Origin of the sequence: Streptomyces sp. NPDC005435 (genome assembly GCF_040703155.1) — a bacterium.
Classification (GTDB): domain Bacteria; phylum Actinomycetota; class Actinomycetes; order Streptomycetales; family Streptomycetaceae; genus Streptomyces.
Genome location: NZ_JBEXEQ010000004.1, coordinates 21,415 through 43,915 on the forward strand (window position 1 = coordinate 21,415; position 22,501 = coordinate 43,915).

General features: G+C 70.0%; 19 protein-coding genes and 2 tRNA genes. 4 read left to right on the forward strand and 17 right to left on the reverse strand.

The genetic code is table 11. From position 1 onward, the window contains the following. Window positions 1-61: 61 nt before the first annotated feature. The 7 genes from mreD to AB0898_RS06530 all read right to left on the reverse strand — a co-directional run bounded on the left by mreD (window position 62) and on the right by AB0898_RS06530 (window position 8,686). Window positions 62-739, reverse strand: a complete 678-nt coding sequence (gene mreD / locus AB0898_RS06500) for a rod shape-determining protein MreD (protein WP_366801697.1) — start codon at window positions 737-739, stop codon at window positions 62-64. Window positions 740-752: 13 nt separating this feature from the next. Then, on the reverse strand, window positions 753-1,697 hold the full coding sequence (gene mreC, locus AB0898_RS06505; protein ID WP_366801698.1) for a rod shape-determining protein MreC: 945 nt from the start codon (window positions 1,695-1,697) through the stop codon (window positions 753-755). A gap of 169 nt (window positions 1,698-1,866) precedes the next feature. Continuing rightward, entirely contained in the window at window positions 1,867-2,886 is a 1,020-nt protein-coding gene (locus AB0898_RS06510) for a rod shape-determining protein (protein ID WP_014672705.1), read from the reverse strand. A gap of 337 nt (window positions 2,887-3,223) precedes the next feature. Continuing rightward, complete coding sequence (gene ndk, locus AB0898_RS06515; protein ID WP_366801699.1) at window positions 3,224-3,637, reverse strand: nucleoside-diphosphate kinase; 414 nt, start codon at window positions 3,635-3,637, stop codon at window positions 3,224-3,226. 222 nt (window positions 3,638-3,859) lie between these two features. Then, window positions 3,860-4,204: a DUF4233 domain-containing protein gene (locus tag AB0898_RS06520; protein WP_366801701.1), complete on the reverse strand. Its 345-nt coding sequence runs from the start codon at window positions 4,202-4,204 to the stop codon at window positions 3,860-3,862. Between the two features lie 11 nt (window positions 4,205-4,215). Next, a complete protein-coding gene (locus AB0898_RS06525) occupies window positions 4,216-5,721 on the reverse strand; it encodes a folylpolyglutamate synthase/dihydrofolate synthase family protein (protein WP_366801702.1) in 1,506 nt (501 codons plus the stop codon). 340 nt (window positions 5,722-6,061) lie between these two features. Next, entirely contained in the window at window positions 6,062-8,686 is a 2,625-nt protein-coding gene (locus AB0898_RS06530) for a valine--tRNA ligase (RefSeq protein WP_366801703.1), read from the reverse strand. Window positions 8,687-8,823: 137 nt separating this feature from the next. Here AB0898_RS06530 and AB0898_RS06535 point away from each other — a divergent pair, with 137 nt between their 5' ends. Next, window positions 8,824-9,834 (forward strand): hypothetical protein, encoded by a 1,011-nt coding sequence (locus tag AB0898_RS06535; protein WP_366801704.1) that lies wholly within the window; start codon window positions 8,824-8,826, stop codon window positions 9,832-9,834. An 81-nt stretch (window positions 9,835-9,915) separates the two neighbouring features. On the opposite strand, the gene clpX is transcribed toward AB0898_RS06535, so the two are convergent. From clpX to AB0898_RS06560, 5 genes are all read right to left on the reverse strand, one after another. Then, window positions 9,916-11,202 carry an ATP-dependent Clp protease ATP-binding subunit ClpX gene (gene clpX, locus AB0898_RS06540; protein WP_018545114.1) on the reverse strand — a complete coding sequence of 429 codons (1,287 nt, stop codon included), beginning with the start codon at window positions 11,200-11,202 and terminating at the stop codon, window positions 9,916-9,918. 169 nt (window positions 11,203-11,371) lie between these two features. Further along, window positions 11,372-12,037 (reverse strand): ATP-dependent Clp protease proteolytic subunit, encoded by a 666-nt coding sequence (locus AB0898_RS06545; protein ID WP_366801705.1) that lies wholly within the window; start codon window positions 12,035-12,037, stop codon window positions 11,372-11,374. A 69-nt stretch (window positions 12,038-12,106) separates the two neighbouring features. Next, window positions 12,107-12,712 (reverse strand): ATP-dependent Clp protease proteolytic subunit, encoded by a 606-nt coding sequence (locus tag AB0898_RS06550; RefSeq protein ID WP_161183448.1) that lies wholly within the window; start codon window positions 12,710-12,712, stop codon window positions 12,107-12,109. A 337-nt stretch (window positions 12,713-13,049) separates the two neighbouring features. Continuing rightward, window positions 13,050-14,417 (reverse strand): trigger factor, encoded by a 1,368-nt coding sequence (tig, locus tag AB0898_RS06555; RefSeq protein ID WP_366801706.1) that lies wholly within the window; start codon window positions 14,415-14,417, stop codon window positions 13,050-13,052. A 174-nt stretch (window positions 14,418-14,591) separates the two neighbouring features. Next, window positions 14,592-14,668, reverse strand: a tRNA-Pro gene (locus AB0898_RS06560). A gap of 161 nt (window positions 14,669-14,829) precedes the next feature. On the opposite strand from AB0898_RS06560, the gene AB0898_RS06565 reads away from it, so the two are divergent. Beyond that, window positions 14,830-14,903, forward strand: a tRNA-Gly gene (locus AB0898_RS06565). A 54-nt stretch (window positions 14,904-14,957) separates the two neighbouring features. Here the strand turns inward: AB0898_RS06565 and AB0898_RS06570 are convergent. Further along, entirely contained in the window at window positions 14,958-15,152 is a 195-nt protein-coding gene (locus AB0898_RS06570) for a hypothetical protein (protein ID WP_018545110.1), read from the reverse strand. Between the two features lie 568 nt (window positions 15,153-15,720). On the opposite strand from AB0898_RS06570, the gene AB0898_RS06575 reads away from it, so the two are divergent. Continuing rightward, window positions 15,721-16,836, forward strand: coding sequence for an acyltransferase family protein (locus AB0898_RS06575; protein ID WP_366801707.1), 1,116 nt, complete (start codon window positions 15,721-15,723; stop codon window positions 16,834-16,836). A 38-nt stretch (window positions 16,837-16,874) separates the two neighbouring features. Here AB0898_RS06575 and AB0898_RS06580 read toward each other — a convergent pair whose 3' ends face one another. From AB0898_RS06580 to AB0898_RS06595, 4 genes are all read right to left on the reverse strand, one after another. Further along, complete coding sequence (locus AB0898_RS06580) at window positions 16,875-17,348, reverse strand: HD domain-containing protein (RefSeq protein WP_366801708.1); 474 nt, start codon at window positions 17,346-17,348, stop codon at window positions 16,875-16,877. Window positions 17,349-17,379: 31 nt separating this feature from the next. Then, the gene (locus tag AB0898_RS06585; protein WP_366801709.1) at window positions 17,380-18,549 is read right to left on the reverse strand and encodes a PP2C family protein-serine/threonine phosphatase; all 1,170 of its coding nucleotides are present in this window, start codon (window positions 18,547-18,549) and stop codon (window positions 17,380-17,382) included. Window positions 18,550-18,747: 198 nt separating this feature from the next. Then, entirely contained in the window at window positions 18,748-19,557 is an 810-nt protein-coding gene (locus AB0898_RS06590; protein WP_366801710.1) for a DNA-formamidopyrimidine glycosylase family protein, read from the reverse strand. 120 nt (window positions 19,558-19,677) lie between these two features. Then, window positions 19,678-20,163: a ribose-5-phosphate isomerase gene (locus AB0898_RS06595; protein ID WP_366801711.1), complete on the reverse strand. Its 486-nt coding sequence runs from the start codon at window positions 20,161-20,163 to the stop codon at window positions 19,678-19,680. A gap of 247 nt (window positions 20,164-20,410) precedes the next feature. Here AB0898_RS06595 and AB0898_RS06600 point away from each other — a divergent pair, with 247 nt between their 5' ends. Continuing rightward, window positions 20,411-21,853: an amino acid permease gene (locus AB0898_RS06600; protein ID WP_366801712.1), complete on the forward strand. Its 1,443-nt coding sequence runs from the start codon at window positions 20,411-20,413 to the stop codon at window positions 21,851-21,853. Window positions 21,854-22,501: the final 648 nt, after the last annotated feature.

Genomic DNA, 22,501 nt, shown 5'->3' on the forward strand with positions numbered 1-22,501 from the left:
CGCGGGGCCGGTGCCGGCCCGTTCCCCCAGAGCTGACTCTTTCGGGTGAATCCGCCCGCTGTCACAGCCGCTTGACCCCCTTGATGCGTCCGACGCGGGCGGAGCGGGTGCGGGCCTTGGCCTTGAGGCTGCCGAGGCCGGAGCGCCCGCCGCCGACCCGCAGGCCGGTGCCGGAGGAGAGCCAGCCCGAGGAGATGTTCCCGGCCTTGACGGACGGTCCGTTCTCGGTGAGCGGGTCGTTGTCGGTGCGGCGGGCCAGCCACATGACGCCGGGGACGACGAACGGCGCGAGCAGCAGGTCGTAGAGCGCGGCGGAGAACAGCAGCCCGGTCAGGCCGACATGGCGGGCGGCGGTGTCCCCGACGAGGGCGCCGACGCCCGCGTAGAGCAGCGTGGAGCCGACGGCGGCGGCGACCACGACGGCCATCGGGCCGGTCGCGGACTTCAGCCGGCCGTTCTCCGGCCGGACGAGCCCGGCGCAGTAGCCGATGACGCAGAGCACGAGCGCGTAGCGCCCGGCCGCGTGGTCGGCGGGCGGGGCGAGGTCGGCGAGGAGTCCCGCGCCGAAGCCGACGAGGGCGCCGCCGACATGGCCGTAGACCATGGCGAGGCCGACGACGGTGAGGAGCAGCAGGTCGGGCACGGCGCCGGGCAGATGCAGCCGGGCGAGGACGCTCACCTGGATCACCAGGGCGACGACGACCAGTGCGGCGGCGAGCAGGATGCGATTGAGGCGCATGACGGTTCGGCTCCTACTGCTGCTGGTCGTCGGTGGATTCGGGCGCGTCGGCCGAGGGGGTGACCGTCACCGTCACGGTCGGCGTCGGGACCGGCTTGGGCTTGCTGGGCAGTACCTCGTCGCGCGGGTCCTTCTTGGGCCCGGAGACGACGACGCCGACGATGTCGAGCTTGCTGAAGCCGACGTACGGCGTGACGTACAGGGTGCGGGTCAGACCGCCGCCGGAGGGGTCCACGCGGGAGACCACGCCGACCGGCACGCCCGGCACGAACGGCTTGTCGGCCTGGGAGCCGAAGGTGACCAGACGGTCGCCCTTCTTCACCTCGGCCTTGCCGTTGAGGAGTTCGACGCGCAGCGGGCGGTCGCCCTGTCCGGAGGCGAAGCCGAGTTCGTCGCTGCCCTCCATGCGGGTGCCGACGGTGAAGTCGGGGTCGTTGGCGAGCAGCACGGTGGCGGTGTCGGGGCCGACGGTGGTGACGCGGCCGACCAGGCCGTCGCCGTTGAGCACCGTCATGTCGCGCCGGATGCCGTCGTTGGCGCCGGCGTCGATGGTGATGGTCCAGGAGAAGCCCTGGGCCGCTCCTATGGCGATGACCTGGGCGCCCTTGATGCCGTACTGGCCCTCGCCGGCGATCTTCAGCATCCGGTCGAGCTGGTTCAGGCGGCTGCGGTTGCGGTCGTCGCTGCCGAGCTTGGCCTTGAGGGCCGCGTTCTCCTTCTCCAGCGTGGCCAGGCGGTCGTGGCGGGTGCCGGAGTCACGGACGGCGGAGACGGCCTCGCCGACCGGATCGACCGCGGAGGACAGCCCGTTCTCGATCGGGCCGAACGCCGCGGCCGCTGCGTGCCGGGCGCCGTCGACCGGCGAGTTCCGGCCCCCGCGGATGTCCACCGTGATCAGTGCGAACGCGATGGCGATCAGCAGGACCAGGAGCAGCCGGCTCTCTTTCGTGTCCCTCACGTGCGGCGGCCGTGCCTTCCTCTAATAGGAATTCGAGGACTGCCGGAAAAACGCCAACACGAAAGGAAGCGCCAATCCGAGCGGTCCGTTTGCGGGAGCTTATGCCTCTATATCAACGATCCGCCGCACGAGCGAAGAACGTCTCGTACGGCGGAATCGAAGTGTTACGTCATCTGCGCGGCTGCGCGTCCAGAACCTGCTGCAGTGCCTCGAACTCCTCGACGCACTTGCCGGAGCCCAGCGCGACGCTGTCGAGCGGGTCCTCGGCGATGTGGATCGGCATTCCGGTCTCGCGGCGCAGCCGTTCGTCGAGCCCGCGCAGCAGGGCGCCGCCGCCGGTCAGGACGATGCCCCGGTCCATGATGTCGCCGGACAGCTCCGGCGGGCACTTGTCCAGGGTCGTCTTGACGGCGTCGACGATCGCGTTGACCGGCTCCTCGATCGCCTTGCGCACCTCCGCGGCGGAGATGACGACGGTCTTGGGCAGGCCGGACACCAGGTCCCGGCCCCGGACTTCGGTGTGCTCGTCGGTGTCGAGGTCGTACGCCGAACCGATCGTGATCTTGATCTGCTCGGCCGTGCGCTCACCCAGCAGAAGGCTGTACTCCTTCTTGATGTACTGGATGATCGCGTTGTCCAGTTCGTCGCCCGCGACGCGGATGGACTGCGCGGTGACGATGCCGCCGAGCGAGATGACCGCGACCTCCGTGGTGCCGCCGCCGATGTCCACCACCATGTTGCCCGTGGCCTCGTGGACCGGCAGGCCGGAGCCGATGGCGGCCGCCATGGGCTCCTCGATGATGTGCACCTGGCGCGCGCCGGCCTGCGAGGACGCCTCGATGACGGCGCGGCGCTCGACGCCGGTGATGCCCGAGGGCACGCACACGACGACGCGCGGACGGGCGAGATACCGCCGCTTGTGGATCTTCAGGATGAAGTAGCGGAGCATCCGCTCGGTGATCTCGAAGTCGGCGATGACGCCGTCCTTCAGCGGGCGCACGGCGACGATGTTGCCCGGCGTCCGGCCGATCATCTTCTTGGCTTCGGCACCGACCGCGAGGATGCCACCGGTGTTGGTGTTGATGGCGACGACGGACGGCTCGTTGAGTACGATCCCGCGACCCCTGACGTACACCAGCGTGTTGGCGGTCCCGAGGTCGACAGCCATGTCACGGCCGATGAACGACATTGAGTTCCCCATCAGGATTCGTCTGGCCTTCCCACGAGCTTTTGAGGGCTTTTCAGGGAGGCGAGGTGGGTGCGGTGACGTGAAGGGTTCCATCGTAGACGCGCCTTCACGGACATCGCGCGAGGGTCTTCGCCATTGTCAGCAGATGACGCGGCGCCCCGCTTGTGGAGACGGCCCATCGGGGGCACACGTTCCCCCGATCGGCAACGCATATGCCGAGGGACGGCCGAAATCGTACGGCCGTCCCAGGTGCGGGCCTCCGGCCGATCTGACGAACCCTCAGAAAATTTCTCGGAAACTCCGCACGGCGTGGCCCGTACGGGCCGCCGGGCACCGGTCAGTCACGGCCCGGGAAGAAGATCTTCACCTCGCGCTCGGCCGACTCCTCGGAGTCGGACGCGTGGATCAGGTTCTCGCGGACGATCACGCCGTAGTCGCCGCGGATGGAACCGGGGGCCGCGGCGATCGGGTCCGTCGGACCGGCGAGCTGCCGCACCCCCTCGATGACCCGCTCACCCTCGACGATCAGCGCGACGACGGGACCGGAGGACATGAACTCGACCAGCGGCTCGTAGAACGGACGGCCCACGTGCTCGGCGTAGTGCTGCTCCAGGATGCCGCGGTCCAGGGTCCGCAGCTCCAGCGCGGCGATCCGCCAGTCGGCCTTGCGCTCGATACGGCCGATGATCTCGCCAACCAGACCACGACGGACGGCGTCCGGCTTCAGGAGGACGAGAGTGCGCTGGGTCATGGGGTGCGGCTCCTTGCAGGTGAGGGGTCGAAACGACTGCCCTGAGGCTACCGGTTGCCGCTACGCGCCCGGCACCCGGACCGTGCCCGAAAAACCCCGCCGCTGCGGGGACCACGAGCCCCAATACGGCGAGCACAAGGGAAAGCCGGGGCCATCCCCGCGTGGGCGGGGAGCGTCCGGGTGCCACGCAGGGCCAGTGAAGCACCCGGCACTGACAGCGTCCTACTGCGCCGCTGCCCGCTCCGCCGCGAAGCGTGCCTTGGCTTCGTCCACCTTCCGGCCGTAGTGCACCGACGCCCACCACAGGGCGGCGAAGACCGCGCCCATGATGTACATCATCGGCACGAAGACGCCCGAGACGATCAGCGCGAGCTGGAGGGCCCAGCCGAGGGCGACGCCGCCGGGGCGGGTCACCATGCCGCACAGCAGCACGGACAGGGCCATGGCGATCCCGCACACCAGCCACACGGTGGACATGGCGAGCGAGGGGTCCTTCATGGCGACCAGGCCCGCGAAACCGATGATGAAGAACTCACCGATCAGCGTCGATGAACAGAGCGTACGCACGACGGAACCTCTCAGCCCTTCCCGAGCAGCAGGCGCGCCTCGCCCACCGTGATGACCGAACCGGTGACGAGCACACCGCCGCCCGAGAACTCGCCCTCCTCCTCGGCCAGCGTGATCGCCGCCTCCAGAGCCTCCGGCAGCTGCGGCTCGACCTGGACGCGGTCCTCGCCGAACACCTCGACGGCGACGGCGGCCAGCTGGTCCGCGTCCATGGCGCGGTGGCTGGAGTTCTGCGTGATGACGACCTCCGCGAAGAGCGGCTCGAACGCCTCCAGGAGTCCGCGCACGTTCTTGTCCGCGCTCGCGCCGACCACGCCGATGAGCCGGCTGAAGTCGAACGCCTCGCGCACCGCCTCGGCGGCGGCCTCGGCGCCGGCCGGGTTGTGGGCCGCGTCCAGCACGACGGTCGGGGAGCGGCGGACGATCTCCAGGCGGCCCGGGCTGGAGACGGACGCGAACGCCTTGCGCACGGTGTCGATGTCCAGCGGCTGCGCGCGCTCGGCGCCGACGCCGAAGAACGCCTCCACGGCGGCGAGGGCCACGGCCGCGTTGTGCGCCTGGTGGGCGCCGTGCAGCGGGAGGTAGACCTCCGGGTACTCGCCGCCCAGGCCGCGCAGGGTGACCAGCTGGCCGCCGACGGCGACCTGGCGGTCCACCACGCCGAACTCCAGGCCCTCGCGGGCCACGGTGGCGTTCTCCTCGACGGCCTTCTTCAGCAGCACCTGCGCCGCGTCCACCGGCTGCTGCGCCATGATCACGGTCGCGTCCGGCTTGATGATCCCGGACTTCTCGACGGCGATCTGCTCGGGGGTCTCCCCCAGCCGGTCGGTGTGGTCCAGGCCGATGGGGGTGATCACGGCGACGTCGCCGTCGATCACGTTCGTCGCGTCCCAGCTGCCGCCCATGCCGACCTCGACGACGGCGACGTCCACGGGGGCGTCCGCGAACGCGGCGTACGCCATGCCGGTCAGCACCTCGAAGAAGGACAGCCGGTACTCCTGGGAGGCGTCCACCATCTCGATGTACGGCTTGATGTCCTGGTACGTCTCGATGAACCGCTCGGCGCTGATCGGGGCGCCGTCCAGGCTGATGCGCTCGGTCACGGACTGCACGTGGGGGCTGGTGTAGCGGCCGGTGCGCAGTTCGAAGGCGCCGAGCAGGGCCTCGATCATGCGGGCGGTGGAGGTCTTGCCGTTGGTGCCGGTGATGTGGATGGAGGGGTACGTGCGCTGGGGCTCGCCGAGTACGTCCATCAGGGCGGCGATGCGGGTGACGGAGGGCTCCAGCTTGGTCTCGCCCCAGCGGCTCGCCAGCTCCGTCTCCACCTCGCGCAGGGCGCGGTCGAGTGCGGGGTCCTCGGGGCGGGCCGGCACGTCCGCCTGCGGGGGGCCGCCCTGGGTACGCAGGGTGCGGCTGCCCGCCTCGATCACGGCGAGGTCGGGGTCGCGGTCGGTCTCCTCCGCGATGATCTCTTCGAAGGGGTCGGGGCTTTCGTTACCGGGCTGCTCGTCGCTCACGGGGTCAGTTTACGGAGCGGTGGGGTGGTTGCGCGTGGTGGTCCCGCCGGTGGTGCGCTGCGGCCGCGTCGTGGCTTGTCGCGCAGTTCCCCGCGCCCCTGAAAGACCTCGCCGTGGGTGGTCCCGCCGGTGGCCCGCTGCGGGGCCGTCGTGGCCGTTCGCGCAGTTCCCCGCGCCCCTAGGGGGTTGCAGCCGAGCCGCGCTGATAAGCCCCCCCCGTCGCTGCGGGCAGTCGTGCCGCTGGGGCGGCACGGGTGGGCGCAGCGGCCCCGCACGCGCGGGCAAGCGGAAGCCCCCGGCGCCGACCACAGCACCGGGGGCCTCCCTAACGCGCTCGCGCTTACGCCTGCGGCAGGCGGGACAGCTGGGACTGGAGGCGGGTCATGTCTTCCTCCGCCTTGGCGAGGCGGAGGCGGATCTTGTCGACCACGGCGTCCGGCGCCTTGGCCAGGAACGCCTCGTTGCCGAGCTTGGCCGTCGCCTGGGCCTTCTCCTTCTCGGCGGCGGCGAGGTCCTTGGACAGCCGCTTGCGCTCGGCCGCGATGTCGATCGTGCCGGAGAGGTCGAGCGCGACCTCGGCTCCGGCGACCGGCAGGGTGGCCGTGGCCGTGAAGGAATCACCCTCGGGCTGGAGACGGAGGAGCTGCCGGATCGCCGCCTCGTGCGGAGCGAACGCCGTACCGTCCAGCGTGAGCCGCGCGGGCACCCGCTGGCCGGACTGGAGCCCCTGGTCGGCGCGGAAGCGGCGGACCTCGGTGACGACGGCCTGGAGGGACTCGATCTCCCGCTCGGCGGCGACGTCACGGAAGCCGGAGTCCGTCGGCCACTCGGCGATGACCAGCGACTCCCCGCCCGTCAGCGTCGTCCACAGCGTCTCCGTGACGAACGGGACCACCGGGTGCAGCAGCTTGAGCGTGACGTCGAGGACCTCACCGAGGACCCGCTTGGAGACCTCGGCCGCCTCGCCGCCCGCCTGGAAGGTGGTCTTGGACAGCTCGACGTACCAGTCGAAGACCTCGTCCCACGCGAAGTGGAACAGCGCGTCCGAGAGCTTGGCGAACTGGTAGTCCTCGTAGAGCGCGTCGACCTCGGCGACCACCGAGTTGAGGCGGGAGAGGATCCAGCGGTCCGTGGCGGACATCGCGGACGCGTCCGGCAGCGGGCCCTCGACCGTCGCGCCGTTCATCAGCGCGAAGCGGGTCGCGTTCCAGATCTTGTTGGCGAAGTTCCGCGAGCCCTGGACCCAGTCCTCGCCGATCGGCACGTCGACGCCGGGGTTGGCGCCGCGCGCGAGGGTGAAGCGCAGGGCGTCGGAGCCGTACTTGTCCATCCAGTCCAACGGGTTGACGACGTTCCCGAAGGACTTCGACATCTTCTTGCCGAACTGGTCGCGGACCATGCCGTGCAGGGCGATGGTGTGGAACGGCGGGGTGCCGTCCATCGCGTAGAGGCCGAACATCATCATCCGGGCGACCCAGAAGAAGAGGATGTCGTAGCCGGTGACCAGGACGGAGTTCGGGTAGAACTTCGCGAGCGACTCGGTCTGCTCGGGCCAGCCCAGGGTGGAGAAGGGCCACAGGCCGGAGGAGAACCAGGTGTCGAGGACGTCGCTGTCCTGGTGCCAGCCCTCGCCGGCGGGCGGCTGCTCGTCGGGGCCGACGCAGACGACCTCGCCGTCCGGGCCGTACCAGACCGGGATGCGGTGGCCCCACCACAGCTGGCGCGAGATGCACCAGTCGTGGAGGTTGTCGACCCAGTCGAAGTACCGCTTCTCCATCTCCTGCGGGTGGATCTTGACCTTGCCGTCGCGGACCGCGTCACCGGCGGCCTGGGCGAGCGGGCCGACCTTGACCCACCACTGCATCGACAGGCGCGGCTCGATGGTGGTCTTGCAGCGCGAGCAGTGGCCCACCGAGTGGACGTACGGCCGCTTCTCGGCGACGATCCGGCCCTCGGCGCGCAGGGCGGCGACGATGGCGGAGCGGGCCTCCAGGCGGTCCAGGCCCTGGAAGGGGCCGGGGGTGGTGATGACGGCGTGCTCGTCCATGACGGTGATGGACGGCAGGTCGTGCCGCTGGCCGATCTCGAAGTCGTTCGGGTCGTGCGCCGGGGTCACCTTGACGGCGCCGGTGCCGAACTCGGGGTCGACGTGCTCGTCGGCGACGACCGGGATGGAGCGGTCGGTCAGCGGGAGCCTGATGAGCTTGCCGATGAGGTGCTGGTAGCGCTCGTCCTCGGGGTGGACGGCGACGGCCGTGTCACCGAGCATCGTCTCGGCGCGGGTGGTGGCGACGACGATCGTCTCGTCGCCCTCGCCGTACGTCATGGAGACGAGCTCGCCGTCGTCGTCCTGGTACTCGACCTCGATGTCGGAGATCGCGGTCAGGCAGCGCGGGCACCAGTTGATGATGCGCTCGGCGCGGTAGATCAGCTCGTCGTCGTAGAGGCGCTTGAAGATGGTCTGGACGGACTTCGACAGGCCCTCGTCCATGGTGAAGCGCTCGCGGGACCAGGCGACGCCGTCGCCGAGGCGGCGCATCTGGCCGGAGATCTGGCCGCCGGACTCGTCCTTCCACTGCCAGACGCGGTCGACGAACGCCTCGCGGCCCAGGTCGTGGCGGGACTTGCCCTCCTTGCCGAGCTCGCGCTCGACGACGTTCTGCGTGGCGATGCCGGCGTGGTCCATGCCGGGCTGCCACAGGGTCTCGAAGCCCTGCATGCGCTTGCGGCGGGTCAGGGCGTCGATGATGGTGTGCTCGAAGGCGTGGCCCAGGTGGAGGCTGCCGGTGACGTTGGGCGGGGGGATGACGACGGTGAAGGGCGGCTTGTCGCTCTTCGCGTCCGCCTCGAAGTAGCCCCGCTCTACCCAGCGCTCGTACAGCGGCCCCTCTACATCGGCCGGCGCGTACTGGGTCGGCAGTTCGGTGTCGGGCGCTGATGGCTGCTGCTGAGCGTTCTCGGTCACGGGGGTCAGTTTAGAGGTGCCGGAGGGTGCTCCCGAAACGCGTTTGTTCTGTAACGGTGCGGCCCCCGGTGCCGTGCCCCTGTCACGGCTGGGCCAGGATGGCGGGGACACAGGAGCGTGTGGAGGGGAACCGAGGAATGAGCAGCAACCAGCCGGGCCCGTACGGCGGACCGCCCCAGCAGCCGGGCCCGTACGGCCCGCCGGCCGGGCAGCCGGGCCCGTACGCCCAGCCGGGCCCCTACGGACAGCAGCCGCCCGCCCCCGGCTACGGCTATCCCCCGCAGGGCGGGGCCCCGGTACCGCCCCCGCCGCCCCCGCCCGGGGCCCCGCAGCCGGGCTACGCGTACCCGCAGCAGGGCGTGCCGCCACAGCAGAACCCCTACGGGCAGCAGCCGCCGAACCCGTACGGCCAGCAGCCGCCCTACGGCCCGCCGTCCTACGGGGCTCCGCAGGCGCCGGTGCCTGCGGGGGGCAAGAAGAAGACGGGGCTGATCGTCGGGGCGGCCGTGGTGGCGGTCGCCGTGGTGGTGGGCGCGTTCTTCGCGTTCAGCGGCGGGGACGACAAGAGCGGTCCGGTCGCGGACGACGGCCCGCACAAGCTGGTGACGCCCTCGCGGGTGCTCTCCGAGTACCGCAAGGGCAAGAGCGACGCGGGCGCCATGACCCAGGACGACCTGAAGGACGCCGAGACCTGGGGCGTGCAGGACCCGAAGGACGTGACGGCCGAGTACGCGGCCGGGGACGAGACGAACCCGCTGAGCAAGAAGCTCATGGAGTTCGGCGGGGTCTACGGCACGATCGCCGACCCGGAGAAGACCGTGGACTCGATGTTCGCGTATCTGAAGGACCAGGGGAACAAGGACGAGGCGAACAAGTACACGCTGGTGGGCGAGCCGGAGGCGTTCAAGCCCGCCGCGCTCGGGGACGCGGTGCTCAAGTGCCAGCACGCCAAGGTGGCCACCAACAGCACCGCCAAGGGGATGCCCGCGCAGATGACGGTCTCGGTCTGTGTGTGGGGCGACCACAGCACGATCGGCTTCGTGATGCCGATGGACATCGCCACGCTCGCGGCGGGCCGTCCCAGTGACCTGGACGCGGACGCCGCTCTGGTGGCGCGGCTGCGCAAGGAGATCCGCGTCGCGGCCTGACGGGCCGCGGCCTCGGGGCTCGTACGAAAGGGGCCCCCGTCCTCACCGGACGGGGGCCCTTCGTCTGCCGTGTGCCGCGTGTCAGGCGGTCTTCTGCTCGCCCTGGCCCCGGCCCCGGGAGTCGCGGGGGATGAGGGTCGGGTTCACGTTGGAGTGGACGACGTCGGCCGTGATGACGACGCGGGCCACGTCCTTGCGGGACGGCACCTCGTACATCACCGACATCAGCACCTCCTCCATGATGGCGCGCAGACCGCGCGCGCCGGTCTGGCGGAGGATGGCCTGGTCCGCGATGGCCTCCAGCGCCTCGCGCTCGAAGTCCAGCTCCACACCGTCGAGTTCGAAGAGGCGCTGGTACTGCTTGACCAGGGCGTTGCGCGGCTCGACGAGGATCTTGAGCAGGGCCTCGCGGTCGAGGTTGTGCACCGAGGTGATGACCGGGAGACGGCCGATGAACTCGGGGATCATCCCGAACTTCACCAGGTCCTCGGGCATGATGTCCTCGAAGATGTCCTTGGCGGCCAGCTCGCGCTTGGAGCGGATCGTGGCGCCGAAGCCGATGCCCTTGGCACCCGCCCGCGCCTCGATGATCTTCTCCAGGCCCGCGAAGGCACCGCCCACGATGAACAGCACGTTCGTCGTGTCGATCTGGATGAACTCCTGGTGCGGGTGCTTGCGGCCGCCCTGCGGCGGGACGGAGGCGGTGGTGCCCTCCAGGATCTTCAGCAGGGCCTGCTGGACGCCCTCGCCGCTCACGTCGCGCGTGATCGAGGGGTTCTCGCTCTTGCGGGCCACCTTGTCGATCTCGTCGATGTAGATGATCCCGGTCTCGGCCTTCTTGACGTCGTAGTCGGCCGCCTGGATGAGCTTCAGGAGGATGTTCTCGACGTCCTCGCCGACGTATCCCGCCTCGGTGAGCGCGGTGGCGTCCGCGATCGCGAAGGGGACGTTCAGCATCCGGGCCAGGGTCTGCGCGAGGAGGGTCTTGCCCGAGCCCGTGGGGCCGAGCAGGAGGATGTTGGACTTCGCCAGCTCGATGGCGTCCTCGCGGCCCTGTGCGCCGCCGTTCTCACCGGCCTGGACCCGCTTGTAGTGGTTGTACACCGCGACCGAGAGGGCCTTCTTGGCGGCCTCCTGGCCGACCACGTAGCCCTCGAGGAACTCGTAGATCTCGCGGGGCTTGGGCAGCTCCTCCCAGCGCACCTCGCTGGTCTCCGCGAGCTCTTCCTCGATGATCTCGTTGCAGAGATCGATGCACTCGTCGCAGATGTACACACCGGGCCCTGCGATGAGCTTCTTGACCTGCTTCTGGCTCTTGCCGCAGAACGAGCACTTGAGCAGATCGCCGCCGTCACCGATGCGTGCCACGGTGTGCTTCCCCTTCGCCTGGGAGACGCCTGGACGCTAACGGCCCTGCGGCTCCTGGTGCTGCCTTATGTCCGACGGTACCTTGCCCGGGGCCGTGTTCGGGGCCCCCTTGGCAGGGTTCACTTTGACGTGGACCCTGCCAAAGCGGCCCAGAAACACACGGCCGCGGTCAGCGGACCGCCTCGTTGTTCATCTTGCGGGTGGAGATGATCTGGTCGACGAGGCCGTACTCCAGCGCCTCCTCGGCCGTGAGGATCTTGTCGCGCTCGATGTCCTCGCGAATCTTCTCGATCGGCCGCTTGGTGTGCTTGGCCAGCATGTCCTCCAGCTGCTCACGCATCCGGGTGAACTCCTTGGCGATGATCTCCAGGTCGGAGAGCTGGCCACGGCCCGTGGAACCGGCCGGCTGGTGGATCAGCACACGGGAGTTCGGCAGCGCCATGCGCTTGCCCGGGGTGCCGGCGGCCAGCAGGATCGCCGCGGCGGAGGCCGCCTGGCCCATGCACACCGTCTGGATGTCCGGCTTCACGAACTGCATGGTGTCGTAGATGGCCGTGAGGGCCGTCATGTCACCGCCGGGGCTGTTGATGTAGATCGAGATGTCGCGGTCGGGGTCCATCGACTCCAGGCACAGCAGCTGCGCCATGACGTCGTTGGCGGACGCGTCGTCGATCTGGACACCGAGGAAGATCACGCGCTCTTCGAAGAGCTTCGCGTACGGGTCGTACTCGCGGACGCCCTGGGAGGTGCGCTCGACGAAACGGGGAATGATGTAACGGCTGTCGGGGCGGGGGCCCTCGTACATACCGCTGGCGGCGCCGGGGAAGTTGCTCATGGGGTGTTCACCGTCCTGGTGGCGTTCTGGGGCTTTCGGTGGTGGCGGTGCGTGGCGCGGCCGGGCCGGTCAGGCGCCGGTGCCGCCGCCACCCGGAACACCCGAGGCGTGCGTGATGATCTCGTCGATGAGACCGTACTCCTTGGCCTCCTCCGGGGTGAACCAGCGGTCGCGGTCGCCGTCGCGGATGATCGCCTCGACCGTCTGGCCGGAGTGCTGGGCGGTCAGCTCGGACATGCGCTTCTTGGTGCGCAGCAGGTATTCGGCCTGGATCTTGATGTCCGAGACCGTACCGCCGAGGCCCGCCGAACCCTGGTGCATCATGATGTCCGCGTGCGGCAGCGCGAAGCGCTTGCCCGCGGCGCCGCCGGTGAGCAGGAACTGGCCCATGGAGGCCGCCATGCCCATCGCGATCGTGACCACGTCGTTCGGGATGTACTGCATGGTGTCGTAGATCGCCATGCCGGCCGTCACCGAGCCGCCGGGGCTGTTGATGTAGAGGTAGATGTCCTTCTCGGGGTCGGCCGCGAGAAGGAGCAGCTGAGCGGTGATCTTGTTGGCGATGTCGTCGTCGACCTGCTGGCCGAGGAAGATGATCCGCTCGCCCAGCAGCCGGTTGTAGACCTGGTCGCCGAGGCCACCGCCGATAGAAGGCTCGCCGGCGGCGGAGGGCATCAGATTCGTCACGTATCCACCTGCTCGTCTTACGACGGCGCCGGGCCGTCTCACGTAGTCCTGCCGGGGTTTGGCGGGGGTGCTCCCCCGCGCCCCGTATTCATGGACCCTAACGCTCTGGTCCCCCGGGGGAATCCCGGAGAAGCGGGTGTTCGCCTCCGGCGTAGTGGGATGGGGGGTGCGGGTGCGTTGTGGGGTGCGGGTGCCTCGTGGCTTGTCGCGCAGTTCCCCGCGCCCCCAGAAAACAAAAACAGGTCGGCCCGTGTGGGCGCCAACGTAGAAGGGCCCCCTGGGAGCAGTCCCAGGGAGCCCTTCGTTGTCAGAGGTGCCGTGAGGCTCAGGCCTCCTCGGTCTCCTCGACCGTCTCGGCGACCTCGGTCGTCTCCTCGTCGTCCTCGTCGTCCAGGTCGATGACCTCGCCGTTGGTGTCCTTCACCGTGGCGGCCTCGACCACGACGGCCAGGGCCTTGCCGCGGGCGACCTCGCCGACGAGCAGCGGAACCTGGCCGCCCTCGACGACGGCCTGGGCGAACTGGTCGGGGGACATGCCGGAGGAGGCGGCGCGGCGCATGAGGTGCTCGGTGAGCTCCTCCTGGTTGACGCCCAGGTTCTCCTTCTTCACCAGCTCGTCCAGGACGAACTGGGTCTTGATGCCCTTGACCGCGGCCTCGCGGGTCTCGGTGTCGAACTCCTCGGCGGTCTTGCCCTGGATCTCCAGGTACTTGTCGAGGGTCAGGCCCATCTGGCCGAGCTGGTGGTGCTCCAGGTTGTGCTTGCGGGTGTTGACCTCGTCCTCGAGCAGCTTCTCGGGGACCGGGACCTCGACCAGCTCGAGGAGCTTCTCCAGCACGCGCTCCTGGGCCTGGGTGGCCTGGTCGTACTGCTTCATGTTGGCCAGGCGCTTGCGGCTGTCGGCCTTCAGCTCGTCCAGGGTGTCGAACTCGGACGCCAGCTGCGCGAACTCGTCGTCCAGCTCCGGCAGTTCGCGGGCGGCGACCTGGGTGACCTTGACGGTGACCTCGGCCTCGCGGCCGGCGGCGGAGCCGCCCTTCAGCTCGGAGGTGAAGGTGGCCTCCTCGCCGGCGGACAGGCCCTTGACGGCCTCGTCGATGCCGTCGAGCAGCTCGCCCGAGCCGATGGTGTAGGAAACACCCTCGGCGACGCCGTCCTCCAGCACCTCGCCGTCGACCTTGGCCTCCAGGTCGATGGTGACCACGTCACCGTCCTCGGCGGCGCGCTCGACCGGGGAGGTGGAGGCGAAGCGCTCACGGAGCTGCTCGACCGACTTCTCGACGTCCTCGTCGGTGACCTCGATGGCGTCGACCTCGACCTCGATACCGGAGTAGTCCGGGATCTCCAGGGCGGGACGGATGTCGACCTCGGCGGTGAAGTTCAGCGTCTCGCCGTCCTTCAGCTCGGTGATGTCGACCTCGGGCTGGCCCAGCGGGCTGAGCTCGGCCTCGTTGACCGCCTCGGTGTAGAACTTCGGGAGCGCGTCGTTGACGGCCTCCTCCAGCACGGCGCCACGACCGAACCGCTGGTCGATGACCCGGGCCGGGATCTTGCCCTTGCGGAAGCCCTTCACCGTGACCTGCTGGTTGATCTTCTTGTACGCCGCGTCGAGGCTGTCCTTGAGCTCCTCGAAGGGCACCTCGACAGTGAGCCGAACCCGGGTCGGGTTCAGGGTCTCCACGGCGCTCTTCACGGTTCGGTCTCCTTGTGGCTGACTTCTTGGGTTCTGCCGGAGCCAGCGAGGCCCGGCGGATAGCCGCCCGGAGGAGTACGTAAGCCATGAGGCCGGGCACACGGGCGCGCAGCTTGCATAGTAACCGCAGCCGGTCAGCGCCCCAAAAGGCGATCATCACAACGCCGTGAGCCGTGGTCGGGGTGGCGGGATTTGAACCCACGGCCTTCCGCTCCCAAAGCGGACGCGCTACCAAGCTGCGCCACACCCCGTCTGGTGCGAGACGTAGGGTACATGCCCCGGCCACCTGGGGCGCCCGCATAAAAAGGACGACGCGCGCGGGCGGTCGCGCCGGGCGGCACGTTGGCCTCCGCGTCGGCGGACCCGCTACGATGCCTCCAGTGCCGCGGTCACCGACCGGTGGCGCGCTCTCGCGGGCGTAGCTCAATGGTAGAGCCCTAGTCTTCCAAACTAGCTACGCGGGTTCGATTCCCGTCGCCCGCTCCACACGGCTCAGGGCCGGACCGGAGGCATCGTCCTCCGGACCGGCCCTGACGCGTTTCAGAAGCTGATTGAGTTGATCGTCTCCGCTATCGAGTTCATGAAGCGGCTGATGGACGGCGCCATGCCGGTCGAGGCGAGGAAGAAGCCGAAGAGGATCGCCACGATGGCCGGGCCGGCCTTGATGTTCCCTCCCCGGATCAGCACCACAAGGATGATCGCCAACAGCAGCACCACAGACAGTGAAATGGCCACAACTGATCACACCCTCGGTCGGTCGGCGCTCCGGGACCGGAGGTACCGCCCTGCGCACCTCCGCCAGAACCATCGTGCCACCAACAGGGCCTCTCCATGCGGCTCGTGACACATCGTCGGAAGTTCGGCCGGCAACGGGCCCGCGACACGCGCGATTTCGGTCGCGTCCCGCACCCACCCGCCCGGCACTCTCCGTGCGTCTTCCACGATCACCCGCGCGATTAATCACGCGAGGTCGTTTCGGCATCCACACATCTCGCGCGCAGGTATTTCCAATTGCCGTCACAGTGACGGCGAATGACCCCTTTAGTCCGGATGAATCGGGACATCACGGGTGAACGAACGCCATGAATGTGCCTGCCATCACGCCGCCGGGACAGGCAAGTTATGCGAATCACGGGGTATGCGAGGGCGATAACCAGGAATGACCTCGGTGGTTTTACGTATTCGCATACTCGACGCTAGGGTGCCAGAGATGTTTGACGCCGCCCCGTCCCTAGGCCAGAACCGCAGGCCACTGCCCCCGGCCCAGTCGCCGGCCGGCAAAGTGCCCGGTCCCCGTACCCCGATGAGCGAGCAGCTCGGCAAGACGAAGACGGACAGACCGGCCCGCCGGCGTGATTCGTTCTACGACAACGCCAAGTACCTGGCGATCGTGCTCGTGGCGATGGGGCACTCCTGGGAGGGGCTGGAGAGCGGCAGCCGGACGGTCCAGGCGCTCTACAGCTTCGTCTACGCGTTCCACATGCCGGCGTTCATCATCATCTCCGGCTACTTCTCCCGCAGTTTCGACATGCGGCCCGACCGGCTCAAGCGGCTGGTCACGGGTGTCGTCGTGCCCTACGTGGTCTTCGAGACGGCGTACTCGCTCTTCCGCAACCAGTTCTCGGGCTCGCACGACGACATCAGTCTGCTCGACCCGTTCTACATGACGTGGTTCCTGGTGGCGCTGTTCATATGGCGGCTGACCACACCGCTGTGGAAGCTGGTCCGGTGGCCGCTGCCGGTGGCGATCGGTATCGCGATGCTCGCCTCGGTGAGCCCGTCCATCGGCGACGACCTCGACCTCCAGCGCGTGCTGCAGTTCCTGCCGTACTTCGTGCTCGGCCTGTGTCTGAAGCCGGAGCACTTCCGGATGGTGCGGCGCTGGCCGGTGCGGATCGCCGCGCTGCCGGTGTTCGCGGCGGCCCTGGCGTTCTCCTACTGGGCGGTCCCGCGCATGGACGGCGCGTGGTTCTACCACCGCGACTCGGCGCAGGAACTGGGCGCGCCATGGTGGTGCGGCCCGGTGATGACGCTGGGCATCCTGGCCTGTTCGACCCTGCTGACGGCCTGCTTCCTCTCCTGGGTGCCGGGGCGCAGGCTGTGGTTCACGGCGCTCGGCGCGGGCACGCTGTACGGCTATCTGCTGCACGGCTTCCTGATCCGGCTGGCCGACTACCGGGGCTGGTACGACCACGCCTGGCTGCACCGCCCGCTGGGCGAGATCGCGGTGACCGTCCTCGCGGCGGCCGTCGTCACCGCGCTGTGCACCAAGCCGGTCCAGCGGGTGTTCCGGTGTGTGATGGAGCCGAAGATGGAGTGGGCGTTCAGGCAGGACCCGGCGCGGCGGGCGCGCGAGCGGCAGGCGGCCGAACAGCCCGCGAAGCCCGCGGCTCCGCGCCGCAAGACCGCCGACGTCTGATCCGCGTCACGGCTCTTCCGTCTCACGGCTCTTCCGCCTCACCGCTCTTCCGCTTCACCGCTTTCGCCCTGACCGAGAAGCGCGCGCATCCGCGTGTACTTCTCGGTCAGTCGTTTCCGGGTCGCCTCGTCCAGGACGGCGAGCCGGGCCGGGTCGGCGTTGTGCGCGAGGTCGGCGCGCTTGACCAGGAGGGCGCCGGGGGTGGCGAGGATGCGGTCCGCGTACGCCTCGGGCGGCTCGCCGGGGCGCCTGGTGAGGGCTCGTACGATCGCCTTCGTGCGGGGGGTCAGGGCGGCCGCGGTCAGCCATTCCTCGCTCAGCGCGTCGTCCTCGACCGCGTCGTGGAGCCAGGCCGCGGCGATCTGTTCGTCGTCCCCGCCGCCTTCCCGTACGCCCTCGGCGACGGCCGCGAGGTGTTCGGCGTAGGGGCGGCCCGCCTTGTCGGTCTGGCGGGCGTGGGCGGCGCGGGCCAGGGTCTCGACCTGGGCCGGGGTGAGCAGCTCGTCGTCCATCGGGCCAGTGTTCCACCGGCGCGGCGGGCGGTCAGCGTGAAGTGGCCGCCGCTTCGCGGCAGATGAGCAGCAGGGCGCGGTCGTCGTTGACGTCCTTGGCGACGGCCTCGATGAGGTGCCAGGCGGCGCCGTGGAAGCCGCCCGCCACATAGCGGTCGGCCTCTCCGGTGAGGCGGTCGATGCCCTCGACGATGTCGCGGTCGGAGGTCTCCACCAGGCCGTCGGTGAAGAGCATCAGCACGTCGCCGGGGCGCAGCGAGCCCTTCACGGAGTCGAACTGGGCGCCGTCGTACACCCCGAGGAGGGGGCCCTCGGCGGCCTTCTCCTCCCAGCGGCCGTTGCCCGCGCAGAGCTGGAGGCCGGGCGGGTGGCCGGCGGAGTAGAGCTCGTAGTCCCCGGAGTCCAGGTCGAGGACGAGGTGGATGGAGGTGGCGAAGCCCTCGTCCCAGTCCTGGCGCAGGAGGTAGCCGTTGGCGGCGGTGAGGAAGGCGTGCGGGGGCAGGGAGCCGATGAGGCCGCCGAAGGCGCCGGACAGAAGCAGGGCGCGGGAGCCCGCGTCCATGCCCTTGCCGGAGACGTCGGTGAGGACGACCTCCAGGGTGCGCCCGCCGTTGGTGCGGGCGGCGACGACGAAGTCGCCGGAGAAGGACTGGCCGCCGGCCGGGCGCAGCGCCATCTCGTGGTGCCAGCCGCGCGGGAGTTTGGGCAGTTCGCTCTGGGCGCGGATGCGTTCGCGCAGGTCGAAGAGCATGGTGCCGCCGCGCCGCCAGGGCACGCCGACGCGGCTGCGGAACTGCGCGGTGAGCAGCCCGAAGAAGCCGCACGCGGCGACGACGAGGACGACGCCGGGGGTGACCCTGGAGGGGCCCTCGGTGTACGGGCCGAGGCTCACGGACTCCACGATGAGGGCGGCGGCGGCCGCGGCATAGAGCCCGAGGAGGCTGGCCGGGCGCAGGACCAGGCCGCCCGCGACGATGGGCAGGACCAGGGTGGCCGGTGAGCACCAGACCGCGTTGCCCAGGGTCATCGCCATGAGGACGGGGATGGTGACGAGGAGGCCGACGAGGGCGATCCAGTCGGGGCCGTCACCGCGGAAGTAGTCCACGGCACTTCGGCGCAGCGCGACCCGGACCCGGTGCCACTGCATCTTGCACCGGGCCGTGAACGTCTCGGCCTTCGCGCGCCGCTCTCCTGCTGCCATCAGTTCGCGACCCTATCCATCGGACCAGCCGCTTGGCACGGGAGGTCCCACTTGTCCCCCGTGCGAGGCTCCACTTGGCATTTCAACTACACATTGGCGTTTCAACTACACAGTGAACGGTACGGAGCGCGTTCGCGCTGCCACCCGGCGGAAATTGGCCGTTCCGTCACCAACGGGCCCGGCGCGCGGGCGGGTTGGTCAGCCCTTCTGGCAGGTGGGGCACCAGAAGAGGTTGCGGGCGGCGAGCCCCGCGGTGCGGACCTCGGTGGCGCAGATGTGACAGGGCAGGGTGGCCCGGCGGTAGACGTAGACCTCGCCGCCATGGTCGTCGACGCGGGGCGGGCGGCCCATGGCCTCGGGGGTGTGTTCGGGGCGCACGGTGTCGATGCGGTTGGTGCGCACGCCCTCGCGCATGAGGTCCACGAGGTCGGCCCAGATGGCGTCCCACTCGGCGGGGGCGATGTCCTTGCCGGCGCGGTAGGGGTCGATGCCGTGCCGGAAGAGGACCTCGGCGCGGTAGACGTTCCCGACGCCCGCGATGACCTTCTGGTCCATGAGCAGTGCGGCGATCGTCGTACGGCTGCGGCGGACGCGGGCGTAGGCGGCGGCCGGGTCGGCGTCGGCGCGCAGCGGGTCGGGGCCGAGCCGGGCCTCCACCGCGCGCTTCTCGTCGTCGGTGATCAGGGCGCAGGTGGTGGGGCCGCGCAGGTCCAGGTACCCGGTGTCGCCGGCCAGGCGCAGCCGGACGGTGTCGGTGGGCGGCGGCGCGGGGGTGGGGCCGTGGGCGACCTTGCCGAAGAGGCCGAGGTGGATGTGGATCCAGTCGGTGTCGCGGAAGCCGAGGAAGAGGTGCTTGCCGTGGGCCTCGGTGGAGGTCAGTTCGGCGCCGTCGAGCAGGGCGGCGGCGTCGGCGAACTTGCCCTGGGGACTGCTGACCCGGGGGCTGGTGCCTTCGAAGCGCTCGGCGCAGTCCTGCGCGAGGCGGTGGATGGTGTGCCCTTCTGGCACGGCCGGGGCGTCCTTCCTGGGGGTGCTGCGGGGCTGTGCCCGGTCCCCGTACCGGGCCGCCCGCCGCGTCCGGGGTGCGGGCGCGGCGGGCGGTGGGTACGGCGGGGCGGGGCCCGGTGTTTACGACTGGGGGTGGTGAGCCGGGATGGGGGGCAGCTCGCCGGTGTTCTCGTAGGTGGTCAGCATGTCGATGCGGCGCATGTGACGCTCGTCACCGGAGAAGGGGGTGTTGAGGAACACCTCGACGAACTTGGTCGCCTCCTCCTCGGAGTGCATCCGCGCGCCGACCGCGACGACGTTGGCGTTGTTGTGCTGGCGGCCGAGGGCGGCGGTCTCCTCGCTCCAGGCGAGGGCGGCGCGCACCCCCTTGACCTTGTTGGCGGCGATCTGCTCGCCGTTGCCGGAGCCGCCGATCACGATGCCGAGGGCGCCCGGGTCGGCCGCCGTGCGCTCCGCGGCCCGGAGGCAGAAGGGCGGGTAGTCGTCCTGGGCGTCGTAGATGTGGGGCCCGCAGTCGACGGGCTCGTGCCCCGCCGCCTTCAGCCAGTCGACGAGGTGGTTCTTGAGTTCGTAGCCCGCATGGTCGGAGCCGAGATACACGCGCATGTACCGAGTGTGACACGCCCGATTCCGGGCAGCAGCTCCGGGTTCGGTAGGGGATATGTGAGCCACACCATAGAAGCTCAAGAAAACCTCAAGTAACAATCCGGATTCAGAGGTTCCCGAATTCGTTTCCCTCGGATTCACTGAACCGCCTCGCACACCGCTCGTGCGAGGCCCCGTACTCCGTCGTTTCACGCGACCCCCACGGGTCGTACGGGAAATGCACCACAGGCGCAAAGGAAATCCGTCCATGACCCCTGGTTCGGGACTTCAAGCAGGACTCAAGAACCGCCATCTGTCGATGATCGCGATCGGTGGCGTGATCGGTGCCGGACTGTTCGTCGGCTCCAGTTCCGGTATCGCCACGGCGGGCCCCGGCATTCTGCTGTCCTATGCCCTCGTCGGCACGCTCGTCGTGCTCGTGATGCGGATGCTCGGCGAGATGTCGGCGGCGAACCCGACCTCCGGCTCCTTCTCGGCGCACGCCGACCGGGCGCTGGGCCGCTGGGCGGGCTTCTCGATCGGCTGGCTCTACTGGTTCTTCTGGGTCGTCGTCCTCGCCGTCGAGGCGACGGCCGGCGCGGGCATCCTGCACGGGTGGATACCGGCGGTGCCGCAATGGGGCTGGGCCCTGATCGTGATGGCCGTGCTGACGGCCACGAACCTGGTCTCCGTCGGCTCCTACGGCGAGTTCGAGTTCTGGTTCGCCGGGATCAAGGTCGTCGCGATCGGCGCGTTCATCGTGATCGGCGCGCTGGCGGTGTTCGGTGTGCTGCCGGGCGTGCACAGCGAGAAGGCCGGGCTGTCGAACCTGACCGCGCACGGTGGTTTCCTGCCGCACGGTCCGGGCGCGATCCTCACCGGTGTGCTGCTGGTCGTGTTCTCCTTCATGGGCAGCGAGATCGCCACGCTGGCGGCCGGCGAGTCCGAGGACCCGCAGCGCGCGGTCACCAAGTCGACCAACAGCATCATCTGGCGTATCGGTGTCTTCTACCTGGGCTCGATCCTCGTCGTGGTCTCGCTGCTGCCGTGGAACGACCCGTCGATCGCGAAGGACGGCTCGTACGTCGCGGCGCTCGGCTCCCTGGGCATCCCGCACGCCGACCAGATCATGCAGTTCATCGTGCTGACCTCGGTGCTGTCCTGCCTCAACTCGGGTCTGTACACCGCGTCCCGGATGGCGTTCTCGCTCGGCGACCGCGGTGACGCGCCGAAGGCGTTCGCCCGCACCAACTCGCGTGGTGTGCCGATGGCGGCGATCCTCGCGTCCGTGGCGTTCGGCTTCCTCGCGGTCTTCTTCAACTACGCCTACCCGAAGACGGTCTTCCTCTTCCTGGTCAACTCCAGCGGTGCGGTCGCGCTCTTCGTCTGGCTGGTCATCTGCTTCTCGCAGCTGCGCATGCGGAAGATCATCCAGCGCGAGGCGCCGGAGAAGCTCGTCGTGAAGATGTGGCTGTACCCGTACCTCACCTGGGCGACGGCCGCGCTGATCGTCTTCGTCCTCGGCTACATGCTCACCGACACGAAGGGTGAGAGCAGCGGCCGCGTGACGGTCCTCCTCTCCCTGGGCGTCGCGGCGATCGTGATCATCATCGCCCTGCTCAAGGAGAAGCTGACCGCCGGCCGCCCGGCCCCCGCCGCCGAGGCGGTGGCCTCCGGCCAGGAGGACCCGGAGAAGGTCCCGACGGCCTGATCTCCGACCCCTTGAACACCGGGCGCGGTGAGGAACCCTTCCTCACCGCGCCCGGTGTGCGTTTTGGGGCTGGCCGGGGGTCCGGGTTCTCGGCGGGGCCAGGACTTGCGGCGCGGAGGCCGGGGCCGGGGACGGGGGACCTCCGGAGGCTCGACTGTCCAGGCCCGGAACCGATCGACGGGGAGCCGGGGGCCGGGTGCCGGGTGCCTCCGGAGGCTCGACTGTCCAGCCCCGGAACCGATCGGCGGGGCCGGGTTCCGGGGACCTCCAGAGGCTCGGCCGTCCAGGCCCGGAACCGATCGACGGGGGGGGCCGGGGGCCGAGTGCCGGGGGGCGGAACCGATCGACGGGGGCCGGGGGCCGAGTGCCGGGGACCTCCGGAGGCTCGACTGCCCAGGCCCGGAACCGATCGACGGAGGGCCGGGGGCGGAGTGCCGGGGGCCGGGGGCCGGGGGCCGGGGGCCGGGGGGCCGGGGGCCGAGGGGCCGAGTGCCGGGGGCCGGGGGCCGGGGGCCGAGTGCCGGGGGCCGGGGGGCCGAGTGCCGGGGGGCCGGGGGGCCGGGGGCCGAGGGGCCGGGGGCCGAGGGGCCGGGGGGCCGGGGGCCGAGGGGCCGGGGGGCCGGGGGCCGAGGGGCCGGGGGGCCGAGG

Bases quoted from the DNA above. Each gene is read 5' to 3' on its own strand.
- AB0898_RS06550 (WP_161183448.1), bottom strand. From the start codon at position 12,712: ATGCCCTCCGCCGCCGGCGAGCCTTCTATCGGCGGTGGCCTCGGCGAC.
- AB0898_RS06595 (WP_366801711.1), bottom strand. From the start codon at position 20,163: ATGCGCGTGTATCTCGGCTCCGACCATGCGGGCTACGAACTCAAGAAC.
- AB0898_RS06545 (WP_366801705.1), bottom strand. From the start codon at position 12,037: ATGAGCAACTTCCCCGGCGCCGCCAGCGGTATGTACGAGGGCCCCCGC.
- mreD (WP_366801697.1), bottom strand. From the start codon at position 739: ATGCGCCTCAATCGCATCCTGCTCGCCGCCGCACTGGTCGTCGTCGCC.
- AB0898_RS06575 (WP_366801707.1), top strand. From the start codon at position 15,721: ATGAGCGAGCAGCTCGGCAAGACGAAGACGGACAGACCGGCCCGCCGG.
- AB0898_RS06580 (WP_366801708.1), bottom strand. From the start codon at position 17,348: ATGGACGACGAGCTGCTCACCCCGGCCCAGGTCGAGACCCTGGCCCGC.
- AB0898_RS06600 (WP_366801712.1), top strand. From the start codon at position 20,411: ATGACCCCTGGTTCGGGACTTCAAGCAGGACTCAAGAACCGCCATCTG.
- AB0898_RS06535 (WP_366801704.1), top strand. From the start codon at position 8,824: ATGAGCAGCAACCAGCCGGGCCCGTACGGCGGACCGCCCCAGCAGCCG.
- AB0898_RS06585 (WP_366801709.1), bottom strand. From the start codon at position 18,549: ATGGCAGCAGGAGAGCGGCGCGCGAAGGCCGAGACGTTCACGGCCCGG.
- ndk (WP_366801699.1), bottom strand. From the start codon at position 3,637: ATGACCCAGCGCACTCTCGTCCTCCTGAAGCCGGACGCCGTCCGTCGT.
- AB0898_RS06510 (WP_014672705.1), bottom strand. From the start codon at position 2,886: ATGTCGTTCATCGGCCGTGACATGGCTGTCGACCTCGGGACCGCCAAC.